Annotated in this window: 14 protein-coding genes; 4 read left to right on the forward strand and 10 right to left on the reverse strand. The window is 41.5% G+C overall.

The genetic code is table 11. The features are described 5' to 3' along the window. Positions 1 to 57: 57 nt before the first annotated feature. Genes dapA through AKG39_RS01690 form a run of 3 tightly spaced genes read left to right on the forward strand, consistent with a single transcriptional unit; the run spans position 58 to position 2,948 of the window. Positions 58 to 936: a 4-hydroxy-tetrahydrodipicolinate synthase gene (gene dapA, locus AKG39_RS01680; RefSeq protein WP_050738632.1), complete on the forward strand. Its 879-nt coding sequence runs from the start codon at positions 58 to 60 to the stop codon at positions 934 to 936. An 11-nt stretch (positions 937 to 947) separates the two neighbouring features. Continuing rightward, positions 948 to 1,703 (forward strand): 4-hydroxy-tetrahydrodipicolinate reductase, encoded by a 756-nt coding sequence (gene dapB, locus AKG39_RS01685; RefSeq protein WP_050738633.1) that lies wholly within the window; start codon positions 948 to 950, stop codon positions 1,701 to 1,703. A 36-nt stretch (positions 1,704 to 1,739) separates the two neighbouring features. Continuing rightward, entirely contained in the window at positions 1,740 to 2,948 is a 1,209-nt protein-coding gene (locus AKG39_RS01690; RefSeq protein ID WP_050738634.1) for an aspartate kinase, read from the forward strand. A 107-nt stretch (positions 2,949 to 3,055) separates the two neighbouring features. On the opposite strand, the gene AKG39_RS01695 is transcribed toward AKG39_RS01690, so the two are convergent. After that, the gene (locus AKG39_RS01695; protein WP_050738646.1) at positions 3,056 to 3,505 is read right to left on the reverse strand and encodes an Lrp/AsnC family transcriptional regulator; all 450 of its coding nucleotides are present in this window, start codon (positions 3,503 to 3,505) and stop codon (positions 3,056 to 3,058) included. Positions 3,506 to 3,875: 370 nt separating this feature from the next. Here AKG39_RS01695 and AKG39_RS01700 point away from each other — a divergent pair, with 370 nt between their 5' ends. Further along, positions 3,876 to 5,306, forward strand: a complete 1,431-nt coding sequence (locus AKG39_RS01700) for an aspartate ammonia-lyase (protein ID WP_050738635.1) — start codon at positions 3,876 to 3,878, stop codon at positions 5,304 to 5,306. Positions 5,307 to 5,417: 111 nt separating this feature from the next. Here AKG39_RS01700 and phoU read toward each other — a convergent pair whose 3' ends face one another. From phoU to glmM, 9 genes are all read right to left on the reverse strand, one after another. Then, positions 5,418 to 6,113, reverse strand: a complete 696-nt coding sequence (gene phoU / locus AKG39_RS01705; protein ID WP_050738636.1) for a phosphate signaling complex protein PhoU — start codon at positions 6,111 to 6,113, stop codon at positions 5,418 to 5,420. Positions 6,114 to 6,129: 16 nt separating this feature from the next. Continuing rightward, positions 6,130 to 6,888, reverse strand: coding sequence for a phosphate ABC transporter ATP-binding protein PstB (pstB, locus tag AKG39_RS01710; RefSeq protein WP_050738637.1), 759 nt, complete (start codon positions 6,886 to 6,888; stop codon positions 6,130 to 6,132). A gap of 13 nt (positions 6,889 to 6,901) precedes the next feature. After that, the gene (gene pstA, locus AKG39_RS20785; RefSeq protein ID WP_050738638.1) at positions 6,902 to 8,107 is read right to left on the reverse strand and encodes a phosphate ABC transporter permease PstA; all 1,206 of its coding nucleotides are present in this window, start codon (positions 8,105 to 8,107) and stop codon (positions 6,902 to 6,904) included. Positions 8,108 to 8,109: 2 nt separating this feature from the next. Continuing rightward, positions 8,110 to 8,991 carry a phosphate ABC transporter permease subunit PstC gene (gene pstC, locus AKG39_RS01720; protein WP_050738639.1) on the reverse strand — a complete coding sequence of 294 codons (882 nt, stop codon included), beginning with the start codon at positions 8,989 to 8,991 and terminating at the stop codon, positions 8,110 to 8,112. Positions 8,992 to 9,394: 403 nt separating this feature from the next. Continuing rightward, on the reverse strand, positions 9,395 to 9,937 hold the full coding sequence (locus tag AKG39_RS01725) for an HD domain-containing protein (protein WP_050738640.1): 543 nt from the start codon (positions 9,935 to 9,937) through the stop codon (positions 9,395 to 9,397). A gap of 13 nt (positions 9,938 to 9,950) precedes the next feature. Then, positions 9,951 to 10,523, reverse strand: coding sequence for an NUDIX hydrolase (locus AKG39_RS01730; RefSeq protein ID WP_050738641.1), 573 nt, complete (start codon positions 10,521 to 10,523; stop codon positions 9,951 to 9,953). 33 nt (positions 10,524 to 10,556) lie between these two features. Continuing rightward, complete coding sequence (locus tag AKG39_RS01735; protein ID WP_050738642.1) at positions 10,557 to 12,047, reverse strand: DEAD/DEAH box helicase; 1,491 nt, start codon at positions 12,045 to 12,047, stop codon at positions 10,557 to 10,559. Between the two features lie 123 nt (positions 12,048 to 12,170). After that, the gene (gene glmS, locus AKG39_RS01740) at positions 12,171 to 13,994 is read right to left on the reverse strand and encodes a glutamine--fructose-6-phosphate transaminase (isomerizing) (protein ID WP_050738643.1); all 1,824 of its coding nucleotides are present in this window, start codon (positions 13,992 to 13,994) and stop codon (positions 12,171 to 12,173) included. 294 nt (positions 13,995 to 14,288) lie between these two features. After that, positions 14,289 to 15,644: a phosphoglucosamine mutase gene (gene glmM / locus AKG39_RS01750; RefSeq protein WP_050738645.1), complete on the reverse strand. Its 1,356-nt coding sequence runs from the start codon at positions 15,642 to 15,644 to the stop codon at positions 14,289 to 14,291. Between the last annotated feature and the right edge of the window lie 89 nt (positions 15,645 to 15,733).

Genomic DNA, 15,733 nt, shown 5'->3' on the forward strand with positions numbered 1-15,733 from the left:
TCGTTTCTTTTGAATTTCGCAATTACCTAAAATCAATTATATTAAAGGAGAAACAAAATGAGTATTTTTACTGGAAGCTGTGTCGCTCTGATTACACCATTCAAAAATAACAAGATTGATTATGAACGATTCCATCAACTGATCGACTGGCAAATAGAACAGGGTACCGATGCCATCCTGATTGCCGGAACCACCGGTGAAACCTCAACCCTTACCGATCCCGAACATCTGGATATTTTACAGGATGCCGGGAAATATATCAATGGTCGCGTGCCTTTTGTGGCCGGAACCGGCAGCAATGATACCGCCTATTCCATTATGCTGTCAAAACAAGCTGAAAAAGCTGGAGCAGATGCTGCCCTGATTATTAACCCATACTATAATAAGTCCACCCAAAAAGGCGTTATTGCCCATATTAAGGCCATTGCAAATGCTATTACCATCCCTGTGATCATTTACAATGTTCCCAGTCGTACGGGTCTTAACATTGAGGTGAGCACCATTCAAGAACTCAGTAAAATTTCCAATGTCGCCGGGGTTAAAGAAGCCAGCGGAGATATTAGCCAAATTACGGAAATCGCCCGGCTTTGCGGCGATGACATTGACATTTACTGCGGCAATGACGACCATGTGCTGCCGGTTCTGGCAGTGGGCGGCAAAGGGGTTATCTCAGTTTCAGCCAATATTATTCCTAAGGACATGCACGATCTTGTCGCCACCTTTATGGATGGCAATCTTGAAAAAGCCCGGGAACTCCAGTTTAAAACAAACTTGATTAACCGTGCCATGTTTTATGAAACAAACCCGATTCCGGTTAAAACCGCCATGGGTCTGATGGGTTTGGATACCGGCGAAATGCGTCTTCCACTCATCGAAATGGAAGATGTCAACCAGGAAAAGCTCGTTGCCGATCTTAAAACCTACGGATTACTCTAGGAGGTACCCTTATGTTGAATATTTTACTCACCGGTGTGTCCGGAGCCATGGGAGCCATGCTTATGAAGATTATCCAGGATGCCCCTGAATGCCGGATTGCCGCTGGCTATGACCATGTCGAGAATACGACGCTGCCTTTTCCTGTCTATACGAATTTAAACAATTGTCAGGAACAAATTGATGTGATCATTGATTTTTCACACTATAAAGCCTTTTCGGGAATCTTTGGATACGCATCCGCCCATAAAACCCCCATTGTCATTGCCACAACCGGATTATCCGAAACAGATTTAGCCGCTATTAAAGAAGGCGCCAAGGATTTTCCAATCTTTAAAACTGCCAACATGTCCTTGGGAATCAATCTTTTAGCCAAGGCTTTAAAGGACATTGCAGGGCCTTTGGAAGAAGGTTTTGATATTGAAATTATCGAAAAACACCACAACAAAAAAATTGATGCTCCCAGCGGCACTGCCCTGCTTCTGGCTGATGCCGTCAATGACGGACTGATGAACAAAAAAGACTATACCTTTGGCCGCTACGGCCGAGATGCCAAACGCAGTGAAAATGAAATGGGCATTCATGCCATCCGCGGCGGTACCATTCCCGGAGAACACACGGTTATTTTTGCCGGCAATGATGAAATCATCGAAATTAAACATTCTGCCCTCTCGAAAAAAGTCTTTGCCGAAGGTGCTCTGAAAGCAGCCAAATATATTGCCGCAAAAGGTCCCGGACTTTATGATATGTCCATGCTCATAAATGACTGACCCTAACAAATTTTCAAAATAAGAAAGGACATAACCATGTCGAACATTGTGGTTCAGAAATACGGCGGAACCTCCGTAGGTTCTGTTGAACGTATTAAGAACGTTGCAAAACGCATTATTAAGAAGAAAGAAAGCGGCCATCAAATTTTGGTGGTCGTTTCGGCAATGGGAAAATCAACCGATGACCTGGTCAAACTGGCCTATGACATTAGCCCCACTCCCCCCAAACGGGAAATGGATCGACTTCTTTCCACCGGTGAACAGGTTTCTATTTCCCTTTTATCCATGGCTCTGCAATCCATGGGTTATGATGCCATTTCATTCACTGGCCCCCAGGTCGGGATTCGCACCAGTGGCCGTCATACAAAATCCCGAATTGAAGGGATTGACACCACCAAAATACTTGAAGCACTCCATGAGGATAAAATTGTCATTGTGGCTGGATTTCAAGGAGTTAATGAAAATGATGATGTCACCACTCTGGGTCGTGGGGGATCGGATACCAGTGCCGTTGCACTGGCTTGTGTCCTCGATGCAACCTGCGAAATTTACACCGATGTGGAAGGGATTTACGGCGTCGACCCGCGTCTTTATGATAAAGCAAAAAAACTTGACACCGTGAGCTATGAAGAAATGCTGGAAATGGCAAGCCTTGGTGCCGGGGTTATGCACCCACGGGCCATTGAACTTGCCAGTAAATATAATACAAAAATCGTGGTTGCTTCCAGTGAATTTGATGTTCCCGGAACAATCATTAATAAAGGAGGTAACCATATGGAAGGACAATCCATTACCGGACTGGCCATTGATAATGATGAATTGATGATCACCATTCGGGATATTCCATTTGATTTGAACATTACGTCACAATTTTTCAGTCAGTTTGCCAATAAATCCATTAATATCGATATGATTAGCCAAGGTGCTCCTGTTAAAGGTCTTATAAATATTTCTTTTACTGCACCGGTTCAGGATTTGGCGGATGCCAGAAAAATTCTGAATTGCTTTGAAGAAAAATATCCTGGCATTGGGGTAATTATCAACGAAAATGTCTCAAAACTTTCGGTAGTAGGCGTTGGAATGCGAAGCCAATCAGGGGTTGCTGCGAAATTTTTTCAACTGCTGACTGATAATAATATTCAGATCCTCATGATTACAACCTCTGAAATTCGGATCAGTTGTGTCATTAAAACAACGGATCGTGACATTGCCGTAACTGCAACTGCCAAGGCCTTTGATCTATAAATACCAATGTTAGTTGCTAATTAAAAGATTAGCACTAATAATTTTTTTAAACCCAAACTCCATTATAATGCAAATTTTAATGGAGTTATTCTTTTGCCCAATTCATTTCATGATAAATTTGAAGCTAACACATCAATTCCCCGATGTTCAACCGGTGTGGAAAAAACAATCTGGGTTTCGGTATTTCCATACTTTTGTAAAACGCCAATAAATGTATCCAACTCAACCGTTGTGGAAAAGGCGACATTGATTAGCATGGAATACTTTCCGGTAACACAATTGCATTCAATCACGTTGGGGCATGCTGCAATAAAGGGATAAAACTCGATCTTTTGCCGGGGTGTCATTTCCAGATTTATAAACGCCTTAATATTATAACCTAATTTTATTGGATTAACCAATGCCGAATAGCCGGTAATAATACCAGCCTCTTCCAGTTTTAATATTCTGGCCGAAACGGCTGGAGTTGATAAGAACACTTCTTTCGCTAAATATTTAAGGGAACACCGGGCATTCTTCTGTAAATAATCAATCAATTTAAAATCGATACTATCCAAGTTCATATCATTCACATTCACGTCTGCTGAAAAGAATTTTATTGGTTTCTCTCCACCTAAACATCACCTTTCTTTTTTTTATTATAAATGCATCCTGTAAATCACAAATACAATATACTTAATATAATAAGGTTAATCAATCAATTTTGCAATAGATTTACCAATTTTGATTAAAAACATTAAGTTACTGAGTTTATTTTACTTATTTCACGACTTAATAAAATAAACAAAATGCGTCCCATTGTTAGCATAAATTAAGTCTGGACTGGACATTTGTTGCTTTTATTCGTACTTGCGTTTAGCGTATTTACATTAATCCAAATGCATGTTAGGCTTACTGCATTAAGAAATTGGAAGCGAGGAAATTTAAATGGACACAAGAATAGAATCAGATTCACTCGGAAGCCTGAAAGTCCCAATGCAAGCTTACTATGGGATTCAAACATTAAGGGCTAAGCATAATTTTCACATTACCAATCGAACCATTCACCCGGAACTCATCATCAGCCTTGCATTGATTAAAAAAGCTTCAGCCATTACCAATAGAGATGCAAATCATTTGGACTCAACCATTGCCAATGCCATTATATATGCCTGCAACGAAATTATTTCCGGAAAATTTCACAATGAATTTATCGTCGATCCTATCCAAGGTGGTGCCGGCACCTCTTCTAATATGAATGCCAACGAAGTAATTGCCAATATTGCCATTGAGTATCTTGGCGGCACTAAAGGGGATTATTTTCTGGTTAACCCCAATGATCACGTGAATATGTCGCAATCCACCAATGATGTCTTTCCAACTGCCGGAAAGCTGGCAGTTCTAAAAATGCTGCCAAAAGCAATCTGGGAAATAAAGCGGTTATTTAATGCCCTGGAAATAAAAGCTTTAGAATTCGATGATGTAATTAAGATGGGCCGGACACAACTCCAGGACGCGGTACCCATTCGACTGGGTCAATCCTTTCATGCCTTTGCCTCATTGGTAAAACGGGACATGACACGATTATTGCAGGTTCAAAATGAAATGCTGACCATCAATATGGGTGCAACCGCCATTGGCACCTCCATAAATGTAAGCAGCCAGTATTTAAACAGCATCGCTCATAACCTTCAAAAAGTAACTGGATTTAAAGTGGTTCAGGCAGAAGATTTAATCGATGCAACTCAAAATGTTGATGGATTCGTCTGTGTATCCGGTGTTTTAAAAACTTATGCTGTTAATTTATCCAAGATGGCCAACGATTTAAGATTATTGTCCAGTGGTCCCAAAACCGGCCTGGGTGAGATTTTTTTACCATCTAAACAAAACGGTTCTTCCATTATGCCTGGAAAAATCAATCCGGTAATTCCGGAAGTTGTTTCCCAGGTGGCTTTTAATGTTATTGGCAATGACTTTACCATTACTATGGCCGCCGAATCCGGTCAATTGGAACTCAATGCTTTTGAACCAGTTCTTTTTTATAACTTGTTTGAATCAATTGAAACCCTAAAAAATGCAACCATGACTTTTGTGGATCATTGCATTTCCGGGATCACCGCTAATCGAGAACGATGCGAAGAGCTACTCAACGAAAGTATTGGCATTGTGACAGCCCTCTGCCCTTATATTGGCTATGCACGATCCGCAAAAATCGCCGAAAAAGCCTTAAAGACCGGTACCAAAGTAAAAGATATTATTTTGAACGAGGGCCTGTTAACATCTGTAGAATTGGAGCGCCTTTTAAATCCCATGACCATGACACAGGTTACAAACTCTTTTAATAAAGAACCAGTTATACTGGATAGGCTTGCTATATAACAACAAAATATAACTGTTGAAATAGTATTCTTTCAATTTTTATTTAATCAACAATCAAAAAAAGACCAGGAGTTAAACCCCTGGTCCCAAATTTTGGGCGAGCACTTCATTTTATTTATTTTTTTTCTGACTCTTATCGATGATCTTTTCATCCAAATCATTAAAATCGATATAATCACCGGTTGAAATATAATAAACAGTCTCAAAAATATTAGTCGCATGATCCCCAATACGCTCAAGATAACTTCCAATAGTACTAAAAATCGATCCCTGAAAGACATTTTTTCTATCCGCCATCATATATTCGATGCATTCACGATGGATTTCTACATTTAGCGCATCGATTTCATCTTCCAAAGCAGCTACATTTTTCAACCCACTAATATCTTCTTCAATAAAAGCCTGGATTGAAAGCTTCAATAACTGTTCCGCCAACTCACTTTCTTTGGGGATATCAATTAATGCTTTCATATAGGTTTCATCCGCCAATTCAATAACCCGTTTAGAAATATTCACCGCTAAATCTGCAATTCGCTCGAGGTTTGTAATGATTTTATAAGCCGACGCCATGCGCCTTAAATCAGTAGCCACCGGGCCTTGCGTAGCAATAATCCGACCTACTTCCAACTGAAGATCAATTTCCTTCTTATCCACCAAATCATCACGATCAATCACTGATTTTGCCAGTTCAACATCTTGATTTCTTAGAGCAAATATAGAATCCGAAAGCATTTTTTCAGTCACCGTTGACATCAAAAGGATTTCATCTTTAATAACTTGTAATTCTTTGCTATACTCTTTTCGCATCATTTTCCTCCTCTAATCAACCAAAACGTCCTGTAATATAATCCTCTGTGCGCTTATCATCGGGATTTGTGAAGATTTTTGGTGTTTCATTGAATTCTATCACCTCTCCCATCAAAAAGAAAGCTGTTTTATCAGAAATTCGCCCGGCCTGCTGCATCGAATGGGTAACAATGATAATAGTGTAAAGTTTCTTTAAGCTTTGCATAAGGTCTTCTATTTTCAAGGTTGCTATGGGATCTAACGCCGAGGTCGGTTCATCCATCAATATGACTTCCGGGTTCATGGCAATGGTTCTTGCAATACACAGCCTTTGCTGTTGTCCACCGGAAAGACCCAGTGCGGATTTGTTTAAACGATCCTTTACTTCATCCCATAAGGCCGCCCGTTCAAGGCTGTCTTTGACAATGGTATCCAGTTTTGCTTTATCCTTAAGCCCCTGGCATTTGGGACCATAGGCAATGTTGTCATAGATACTCATGGGGAATGGATTGGGTTTCTGAAAAACCATCCCCACCCTGGTACGCAGGTTAATGACATCAATGTCCCCATTAATGTCCTTGCCATCAAAAATAATTTCGCCTTTGATATCAACACAGTCTATGAGATCATTCATTCGGTTAAGGCAACGTAAAAACGTTGATTTGCCACATCCGGAAGGTCCTATAAATGCGGTGACTTCATTTTCGCAGATTTCCATATTAATGGATTTCAGCGCCTGAAAATCTCCATAAAACAAATCAAGATTTTTTGTGTTGAATTTTACTTTGTTGTCCATATTTCACCTCATTTCATTCTTTATTAAAGACATTCAGTTTATCCGATGCAATCCGGGACAGAATATTTAGTATTATAACAATAACAATAATTACAATCCCAATGGCACAAGCCATTTCAATATTCCCTTCCTCTTTGGTCACATAGTATGCCTGAACGGTCAGTGTGCTTCCAGGAGAAAAAAGCGTTCCCGGAATTTGGGCAACGGTACCAGCGGTTAATAATAATGCCGCCGACTCTCCAATCACCCGGCCGATGCTCAAAAGCACCGCTGTGGCAATCCCCGGCACCGCACAGGGCAGAATAATTTTGAAAATCGTTTGAAGTTTGGTCGCCCCCAATGCCAGAGATCCTTCTCTAAAGGCGATTGGCACTGTTTTCAGAGCTTCTTCGGTACTTCGTATAATCACCGGCAAAAGGATAATCGCCACAGTTAAGCTCCCTGATAGCAGGGAGATTTGAAAATTCAATGCCACAACAAAGAACGCCATCCCAAAAAGTCCAAAGATAATGGAGGGGATCCCTGCCAGACATTCCGCTGCGAAACGAATCGCATTCACTATCTTTCCGGGTTTTGCATATTCGGTCAGATAAATAGCCCCAAAAATTCCAATGGGCAACGCGACTACCAAAGATAAGAGAATCATATATAAGGTAGTAATAATATTTGATCGGATGCCGCCACCCGGCTCAACCATTTTAATCTTTAACTCACCAGACTGATCATTAATGAGGGTTTTCACTTCTTCTGTTGACATACCGGTAAACTCATTTCCATTGACACTTTCCAGAACAAAATCAGTGCTTACATCAATACTTGTGCCATTGGAATTCACCGCACTCAGAAGAGGAGATCCTTTGCTAATATAGGAAATAATAAACTGTTCTTTTTCAGTGGTATAGTTTTTGTATAAAACCTTGGTGATTTCAGCACCGATACTCTCAACATAAACCGGGGCTTCCAAAGGCGTTTCATATTTTTTATCATAATCCGACTTGTTTTCCTGCACCTTTTCATCAAGAGTCGTTGGACTATTGCTTTCCTGGACAAATGCATAAAATGTCGTATCGTTATAATCCCGGCTGATAAAGTTCCAGTTAATCAGGCCAATGCCCTTTATAAAGATAAAGCCAATAATAAAAAGCAAGACACAAAGCGTGATTCCGGTAGCCAGATATACAACGCCTTTTACAATAGTATCTTTTATTTTTTGTGTCATTTTTAACTTCCCACCTTTGTTTTTACCAATTTATTTACAGCCAGGTTGATGATCATAATAAAAACAAACAGGACCACCCCGGTGGAATACAACAGTTCTTGATGTACTCCGGAAGCATAACCCATTTCCAGGGCAATGTTTGTTGTAAGCGGGCGAATCTGGTCAAAGAGACTGGTTGGAATCCCGGCAATGGGATTTCCGCAAACCAGCATTACCGCCATGGTTTCTCCAATGGCTCGGCCAATCCCCAGAATTACCCCGGTCATAACCCCAGACCGCGCCGCAGGCAATACCACTTTAAAAATGGTTTGGATTTTGGATGCTCCTAATGCATAGGAACCTTCCCGGTACTCTTTGGGTACGGCACTGATTGAGGTTTCGGAAATACTGACGACCGTTGGCAAAATCATAATGGCCAGAACCAGAATGGTTGCCAGCAACGATTCTCCCTGGGCCATCGGCGATATTTTCAAAACATAGGGAACAATGATTCCCAACCCAAAAACCCCGTAAAGCACCGATGGAATCCCGGCCAGAAGTTCAACCGCAAAACGGATTATTTTACCAATCCGACTATCGGCCATTTCTGCAATATAGACCGCAGTAAGAATAGCAATAGGTACACCTAAGAGAATGGCTCCCAGGGTTCCAAAAATTGAGCCGACAATCATGTAGAAGATCCCGTACATATTGGAACCCGGCCGCCATTCCACTCCGGATATAAAATTCCAAAAGGGATAACTGTTGGATACAAAGGGTTTTAAGCCATTGTAGAATACAAAGAAAGTAATCGCCAAAACGCTGACCACTGCCACAAAAGCACAAATGAGGAAAAAGTTTTCGATTATTTTCTCTTTAATTTTCTTGCGTTTAATCGCTTCCAATAAAATTGCTCCATTTCTTACACCCAAGTTTTACAAAACATGGGCATTTTTTCCTCAAAACAAGACTCCCGCAAGGGAATCTTTCTCCTAGACAGCTCGAGTTCCCCCCAGTCTTTTAAACAAAAGAACCAACAATACTTTTTTTAAACTTTTTCTCATTGTTTTCTCCTAAAATTTCTTTTTTAATTTAATTTCAATTTCCTTGGTTATCTTATCAAATAAATACTATTAAAATGTTTTGTAAGCGTAAAGAGAATGTTAAGAGTATGTTAATTCAAGCGTTTTTCATTTAAAATTTCTATTTAAACGCTATCAATTTTTAATAAAAAATGACCCAACCAAAATCAATATGAAAGTCTGGTTGAGTCGAGAATATTTTTTTAATAATAAACGTTGATTTGGATTAATCAAATATTTCCTTGGTAAGCTGGGAAAGCTCTGTGTACATGGGCAACCCAGCCAAAGGTGCCAGGGACTCGACAATACCTTTATAGTACCAGCCCTGTTTTTCTTTTCCACGAACGAAAATATCCCAAACTGCGTCACCGATTTTTTCATAATCTTCTTTAATACTGCGAATATTCGCAAGCTTATCCGCACAGGCCAGCAGCTGCATATCCCTGGTTGCTTCATTCTTTAAAAAATCAATGGTGTTTTGCTTACGCATTTCCCAGGAGAGTTGTTTGTTTTCAGAATCTGATGCCACTAAAACTGCTACCTCTTCGCCAAATTCTTCACGGATGGTCTCTATGGTCGTAACGGTATCCTCAACGGTGTCATGTAGAAGTCCGGCACTAATAAGCGCCTCGTTAGTTTCAGGATCCACAGCTTCCGCCAAAATTTTGGCCACTAAAAAGGGATGGGTAATATATGGCACCTTGGAACCCTTTCTAAAATGTCCTAAATGGGCACAGGCAGAAAACTCAATAGCTTTTAAAATTGACATGATTTCCTCCGTTTTATCCTAAAAATGACTGCTGAAATACCTTCTTCAATATTTTATCATAAACAACCTGGACATGTGGTTCACTCACATAATCAGACAGTTCGCCAATCGGAATCCACCGGACCCCACTGTTTTCATCTGGCTTGATGCAAATAGATTCTGCTTCTGAGGCCTGTAAAATATAAGCAACTGAAAGATGTAAATGAGCGGATATTATCTCATTGTTTTTTAGATGCCCGAAAACCGGCAGGACATCCAGTGAAACTATTTTATCTGAGCAGGCTTTAATATTCTTTAATCCGGTTTCTTCCCGTGCTTCTTTCATGGCTACATACAATAGATCGGTATCACCGTCAGCGTGCCCACCAGTCCATGACCATGACTGATAAATATTATGATAAACCATGAGCAGCTTATCCATGGTTTCATTGAATATCATGGCTGAACTGGTGATATGGGCAATTTTATTTGCACGCACAAGCACATCCCCGGGATTATTTTCAATAAAAAACAACATGGTTTGCTGATCGGCGGCTTCCTGGACTGAACCGGGTGTAAAGGCAGCAATTGCTTTTTTGTAATCCATTATGAACCTCGTTTAGTTTTATTTCCGGTCTTTTTAATAAAACCGGCGGATTGGTTTCTTGCGCTGAAGGGTTATGGGTTTATCCTCGGCTATCGAAACCTTCCGGGGACGTCCCTTGATATTTCGGGTCTGTAATTCTGCCAGCACCTGGGGTCCCTTATTGTTTAAAATTTCCACAAAGGTGGATACATCTAAAATCGAGATGACCCCGATATCATCCGCAGTCATTCCCTGAAGATTACAGAGCGTTCCCACAATATCCACAGCCCGCATTTTTGTCTTTTTACCGGCATTGATATGAATTTTCATAATTTCTTTGGATAAATCATAAGCCTTGTCTTTTTTCTCTTCCGGTTTTTCCTGGATTTTTTCATTAAAAGCCGGCTTTAGGGTGTCGAGACTGGCGTTTGTAGGGATTTCTTTGCGAGTGATTACTTTTTCAGTGAATTCTTCAATTTCCCGTATTAAACGATTTTCTTTTCCGATTATTAAGGTAATGGCCTTTCCGGTATTGCCCCGGCGTCCGGTACGACCAATCCGATGAACGTATGTTTCTTTTTCCCAGGGTACATCATAATTGATGACATGGGAAATTTCATGAACATCAATACCTCTGGCCGCCACATCGGTGGCGATTAAATAGCGAAACTCCCCTTTTTTAAAGCGGTACATTACCCGGGTTCGGTCATCCTGTTCCATGCCGCCATGGATTCTTTCACAAGCGTTATTATCCTGACCAAGGGAATTATAAATGGCATTCACCCGTTCCTGAGTGTTGCAAAAGATAATACAGCTGTCAGGATTTTCCACCAGCAGAACATCCCTTAAAAGCTCCATTTTGTCGCCATTTTCCGATTCGTACAGTTCCTGGTCAATAGCATCGGTGCGTTGGGTTTCGGCTTCAATTTCGATAATCAGTGGCTCCTTCATGTAGCGTTTCGAGAGTCGCTGTATTTCCGGTTCCAGGGTTGCCGAAAATAGCATGGTAACACGATCCTTCGGCATTTCATTGATGATTTCCTCAACCTGATCAATGAAGCCCATATTCAACATTTCATCGGCTTCATCGATGATCAGGTATTTTATTTCATCGGTAAGCAATGTTCCTCTCACAATATGATCCATAACCCGACCGGGAGTTCCAACCACCACATGGGTTTTTTGTTTCAGTTCTTTTTCCTGACGTCTGATCGGTGATTTTCCATAGAGTGCGGAAACCTTAACCCGTTTGAAACGACCAATATTAAAAATATCTTCGTGGACCTGGATGGCCAGCTCACGGGTTGGTGTGAGTACCAGAGCCTGGGGTTTGTTTTCTTCCCAATCCAGTAATTCACAAATGGGAATACCAAAAGCAGCGGTTTTTCCGCTGCCGGTTTGGGCCTTACAGAGAATATCTTTATTCTCCAGAGCTACCGGAATCACAGCCTGTTGTACCTTAGTGGGGTTTTTGAAATTCAATTTTTCGATGGCCTTTAAAAGGGCATCACTCAAAGGGTAATCTTTAAACTTTACGGTTGTCATTGTATTCTCTCTTCTTTCTTTAATTGTTTCACATATAAAAAGCTGTACCTTCTGCATAAGCTCAGAAGATACAGCTAACATTCGTTATGCTTGGTAAACCATGGGCTTCATTTTTACTAGAACTTATTCCACGGTAACACTTTTTGCTAAATTCTTGGGCTTATCAACATCACAGCCTCTTGCCACTGCCAGGTAATAGGCCAGCAGCTGAAGGTAAACCACCGTGGGAATCGGGGTAATGTCATCATCCATGTTGGGAATAACAAAAACCTCATCCACTTCGGAGGCAATACCCTTATGAGCTTCCTGAACAATGGCCAGAACAAAAGCCCCCCGGGCCTTAACTTCCTTAATATTGCTGAGCATTTTCTCAAATACCTTTTCCTGGGTACAAACAGCCACCACAATGGTTCCATCATCAATCAGGGCAATGGGTCCGTGCTTGAGTTCCCCGGCGGCGTATGCTTCGGAGTGAATATAGGAAATTTCTTTTAACTTAAGGGACCCTTCCAAACAGGTATAGAAATCCAAACCGCGGCCAATGAAGAAAAGATCATTGATGTTAAAGTGCTGATACGCAAAGGTCTTCACCGCTTCTTTTGATTCCATCGCCTTTTGTACAAGCTCCGGAGTATTTAAAAGAGCATGCCCCAAACGTTTCATTTCTTCAGAAATAATCTCACCGTTTAATTGACCAAGGTGCATGGCCAGCACCAGCATGCAGCCAACCTGAGTGAGATAGGCTTTGGTCGAAGCTACCGCGATCTCCGGTCCGGCATTGGTATAGAGAACATCATCGGCTTCCCTGGCAATGGAACTTCCCACCACATTGGTTACCGCCAGAACACGGGCCCCTTTTTCTTTTGCCAAACGAATAGCGGCTAAGGTATCCGCGGTTTCACCGGATTGACTAACCACAATAAGCAGGGTTTTTTTATCCAGTATGGGATCTTTATAGCGGTATTCCGACGCGGCTTCGGTTTCCACCGCAATCCTGGCAAATTTTTCAAAATAGAATTTTCCGACCATTCCCGCATGATAGGCAGTTCCACAGGCCACAATATGAATCCGATTGATGTTCTTCATGGTTTCGGCATCTAAATTGATATCATCGAGCCTGATCCCGTCAGTATTTAACCGGCCGGCAAGGGTATCCACCATAGCTTTAGGCTGCTCGGTCATTTCTTTCATCATGAAATGATCATAACCGCCTTTTTCGGCATCACCCGGATCCCAATCCACATGAAATACGGCCTTATCAACTGGTTCACCATTGGCATCCAGCACCACAATGGTATCTTTTGTCAGAATGGCGATTTCGCCGTTATCCAGCAAATAAACTTCCCGGGTATATTTCAAAATTGCCGGAATATCCGAAGCAATAAAGTTTTCCCCGGATCCCAATCCCACAATCAAGGGACTGTCTTTTCGCACAACCACAATTTTTTCCGGTTCATCCGAACAAAGGATCCCGAGGGCGTAGGACCCTTTCATTTTTTTCATGGCCGTTTGAAGCGTTTCAACCATATCCCCATTGTACAGCTCACAGAGCAGATGAGCAATCACCTCGGTGTCAGTATCCGATGCAAAAAGGTGGCCCAAGGCCAGCAGTTCTTCTTTTAAATCCATGTAGTTTTCAATAATGCCATTATGAACCACGGCAATTTGATTATTAAGGCTGCAATGAGGATGCGAATTCACATTGGAAGGTATCCCGTGGGTTGCCCACCGGGTATGTCCAATTCCAATTTTCCCGTTTAAGGGCGTGAGCTCCAGACAATCACTGAGATTTTGCAGGCGTCCTTTTTTCTTTTTTACTAAAATTTTTCCATTTTCAAGGGTTGCGATCCCGGCTGAATCATAGCCGCGATATTCCAATTTTGAAAGCCCGTCCATTAATATTTCCTGGGCCTGTTTGTCTCCGATGTAACCGACAATTCCACACATTTTTTTCACCTGTTTTCAAAATATTTGTAGGATGTCTTTGTGCTGAAAATCACTTCTCAGATTTATCCATCATACCTTCAGGGCATCCGCCGAATTTTCGATACTCCCTGTCCTCGTCAACTCAATTTCTGTGTGGACCGTCACTTGAGTTCTGGCGCTTCTTTTTTGTATTCTTGGTCCCATAGCATTCTTTTCTCCATCCAGCGATTGAGAAACATGCTTTTTAATTTTATCATAAATAAATTTTAAATGCAAAAAAACGAGGGCATTTGCCCTCATTTCTTAAAGGTTAATTTATTGCGTCAGAGCTTGTTCCGTCCCCAGACGCTGTTCAATCAGGGCTGCCAAACCATTTGCAATTAATAAAAGTTCTTCCTGATTTTGCCCTTCAATCATTACGCGTACCAAAGGTTCCGTTCCCGATGGTCGAATCAAGGCTCTTCCTTGTCCCTGGAAATGGACTTCGACCTCTTCAATCCGTTTTTGAATGATATCATCCTTAAGATAATCCAACTTTTTCAAATTGTCCACTCTGGCATTTACCAGGATTTGCGGGAATACCGTCATCAGATTCGACAATGTCTGGGCATCCTGTTCCTCATCCCGTAAAAGTTCCAGAAGCATTAGGGCAGTGAGCATGCCATCCCCGGTGGTGTTATAATCCAAAAGTATTAAATGACCGGACTGCTCCCCACCAAGGTTGTAGCCCCCGGCAACCATGGCCTCTAAAACATAGCGATCCCCGACATCGGTTTTAATGGTTTTACAGCCATTACTGTTGAGAGCCACATCCAGTCCGATATTGCTCATTACCGTAACAACAACAGTATCTTTTTTCAATGTTCCCATAGCCTTCATTTTTCGGCCAATCAGGTTCATAATCTTATCCCCGTCAATGATGTTCCCGGCATTATCCACCCCAAGGCAACGATCCGCATCACCATCAAAGGCAATCCCAATTTGAGCGCCTTCCTGGACAACTCGTTCCTGAAGCGGTTTAAGATGGGTGGATCCACAACCGCAATTAATGTTTTTTCCATTGGGATCATTTCCAATAACCACCACTTCGGCACCTAAACCCCTGAAAAAATCGGGAGCAATGGCAAACGAAGCGCCATTGGCACAGTCGAGTACCATTTTCATCCCCAATAAAGTTCCGGTGGATGCCTTTCGGATATGATTCAGATAATAATCCTCAGGTTTATCCAAGTTCCGTGTGGTTCCTCCGTCTTTAAGAATGATCTCTTTATTTTCCAGAATAATGCTTTCAATTTGGTCTTCAATGGCATCCGATAATTTAAAGCCCTGGCCATTAAAAAACTTAATACCGTTAAACTCATAGGGGTTGTGGGATGCTGATATGACAATCCCGGCATCGGCCTTTAATTCTCTTGCGATAACTGCAATGGCCGGGGTGGGCAGAACACCCACCAGAATAACCTCCCCGCCAACGGATAAAATGCCTTGGGTTAACGACATTTCAAGCGCTTTCCCGGAAATACGGGTATCCATGCCAATTATAAATTTAGGTTGATGACTGTTTGCCCCCAATACGCTGGCACCTGCCTGACCCAGTTTAAAAGCCAGATTTGTGGTTAACTCTTTCCCATAAACCCCGCGTACTCCATCTGTTCCAAATAATATTCCCATCTATTTTTTCTCCTTGGTTTCTTTGATTATAGGTAATTGCAAAATTTAGAATAATCGAACAATTGTTGCTTTGATGTCAGTTTTCACAA

Source organism: Acetobacterium bakii, assembly GCF_001263355.1.
In the GTDB taxonomy this organism is placed as follows: Bacteria; Bacillota; Clostridia; order Eubacteriales; family Eubacteriaceae; genus Acetobacterium; species Acetobacterium bakii.

What these genes read in the sequence shown, in the direction of transcription:
- dapA (WP_050738632.1), top strand. Translation starts at nt 58, where the DNA reads ATGAGTATTTTTACTGGAAGCTGTGTCGCTCTGATTACACCATTCAAA.
- dapB (WP_050738633.1), top strand. Translation starts at nt 948, where the DNA reads ATGTTGAATATTTTACTCACCGGTGTGTCCGGAGCCATGGGAGCCATG.
- AKG39_RS01690 (WP_050738634.1), top strand. Translation starts at nt 1,740, where the DNA reads ATGTCGAACATTGTGGTTCAGAAATACGGCGGAACCTCCGTAGGTTCT.
- AKG39_RS01700 (WP_050738635.1), top strand. Translation starts at nt 3,876, where the DNA reads ATGGACACAAGAATAGAATCAGATTCACTCGGAAGCCTGAAAGTCCCA.
- phoU (WP_050738636.1), bottom strand. Translation starts at nt 6,113, where the DNA reads ATGCGAAAAGAGTATAGCAAAGAATTACAAGTTATTAAAGATGAAATC.
- pstB (WP_050738637.1), bottom strand. Translation starts at nt 6,888, where the DNA reads ATGGACAACAAAGTAAAATTCAACACAAAAAATCTTGATTTGTTTTAT.
- pstA (WP_050738638.1), bottom strand. Translation starts at nt 8,107, where the DNA reads ATGACACAAAAAATAAAAGATACTATTGTAAAAGGCGTTGTATATCTG.
- AKG39_RS01725 (WP_050738640.1), bottom strand. Translation starts at nt 9,937, where the DNA reads ATGTCAATTTTAAAAGCTATTGAGTTTTCTGCCTGTGCCCATTTAGGA.
- AKG39_RS01730 (WP_050738641.1), bottom strand. Translation starts at nt 10,523, where the DNA reads ATGGATTACAAAAAAGCAATTGCTGCCTTTACACCCGGTTCAGTCCAG.
- AKG39_RS01735 (WP_050738642.1), bottom strand. Translation starts at nt 12,047, where the DNA reads ATGACAACCGTAAAGTTTAAAGATTACCCTTTGAGTGATGCCCTTTTA.
- glmS (WP_050738643.1), bottom strand. Translation starts at nt 13,994, where the DNA reads ATGTGTGGAATTGTCGGTTACATCGGAGACAAACAGGCCCAGGAAATA.
- glmM (WP_050738645.1), bottom strand. Translation starts at nt 15,644, where the DNA reads ATGGGAATATTATTTGGAACAGATGGAGTACGCGGGGTTTATGGGAAA.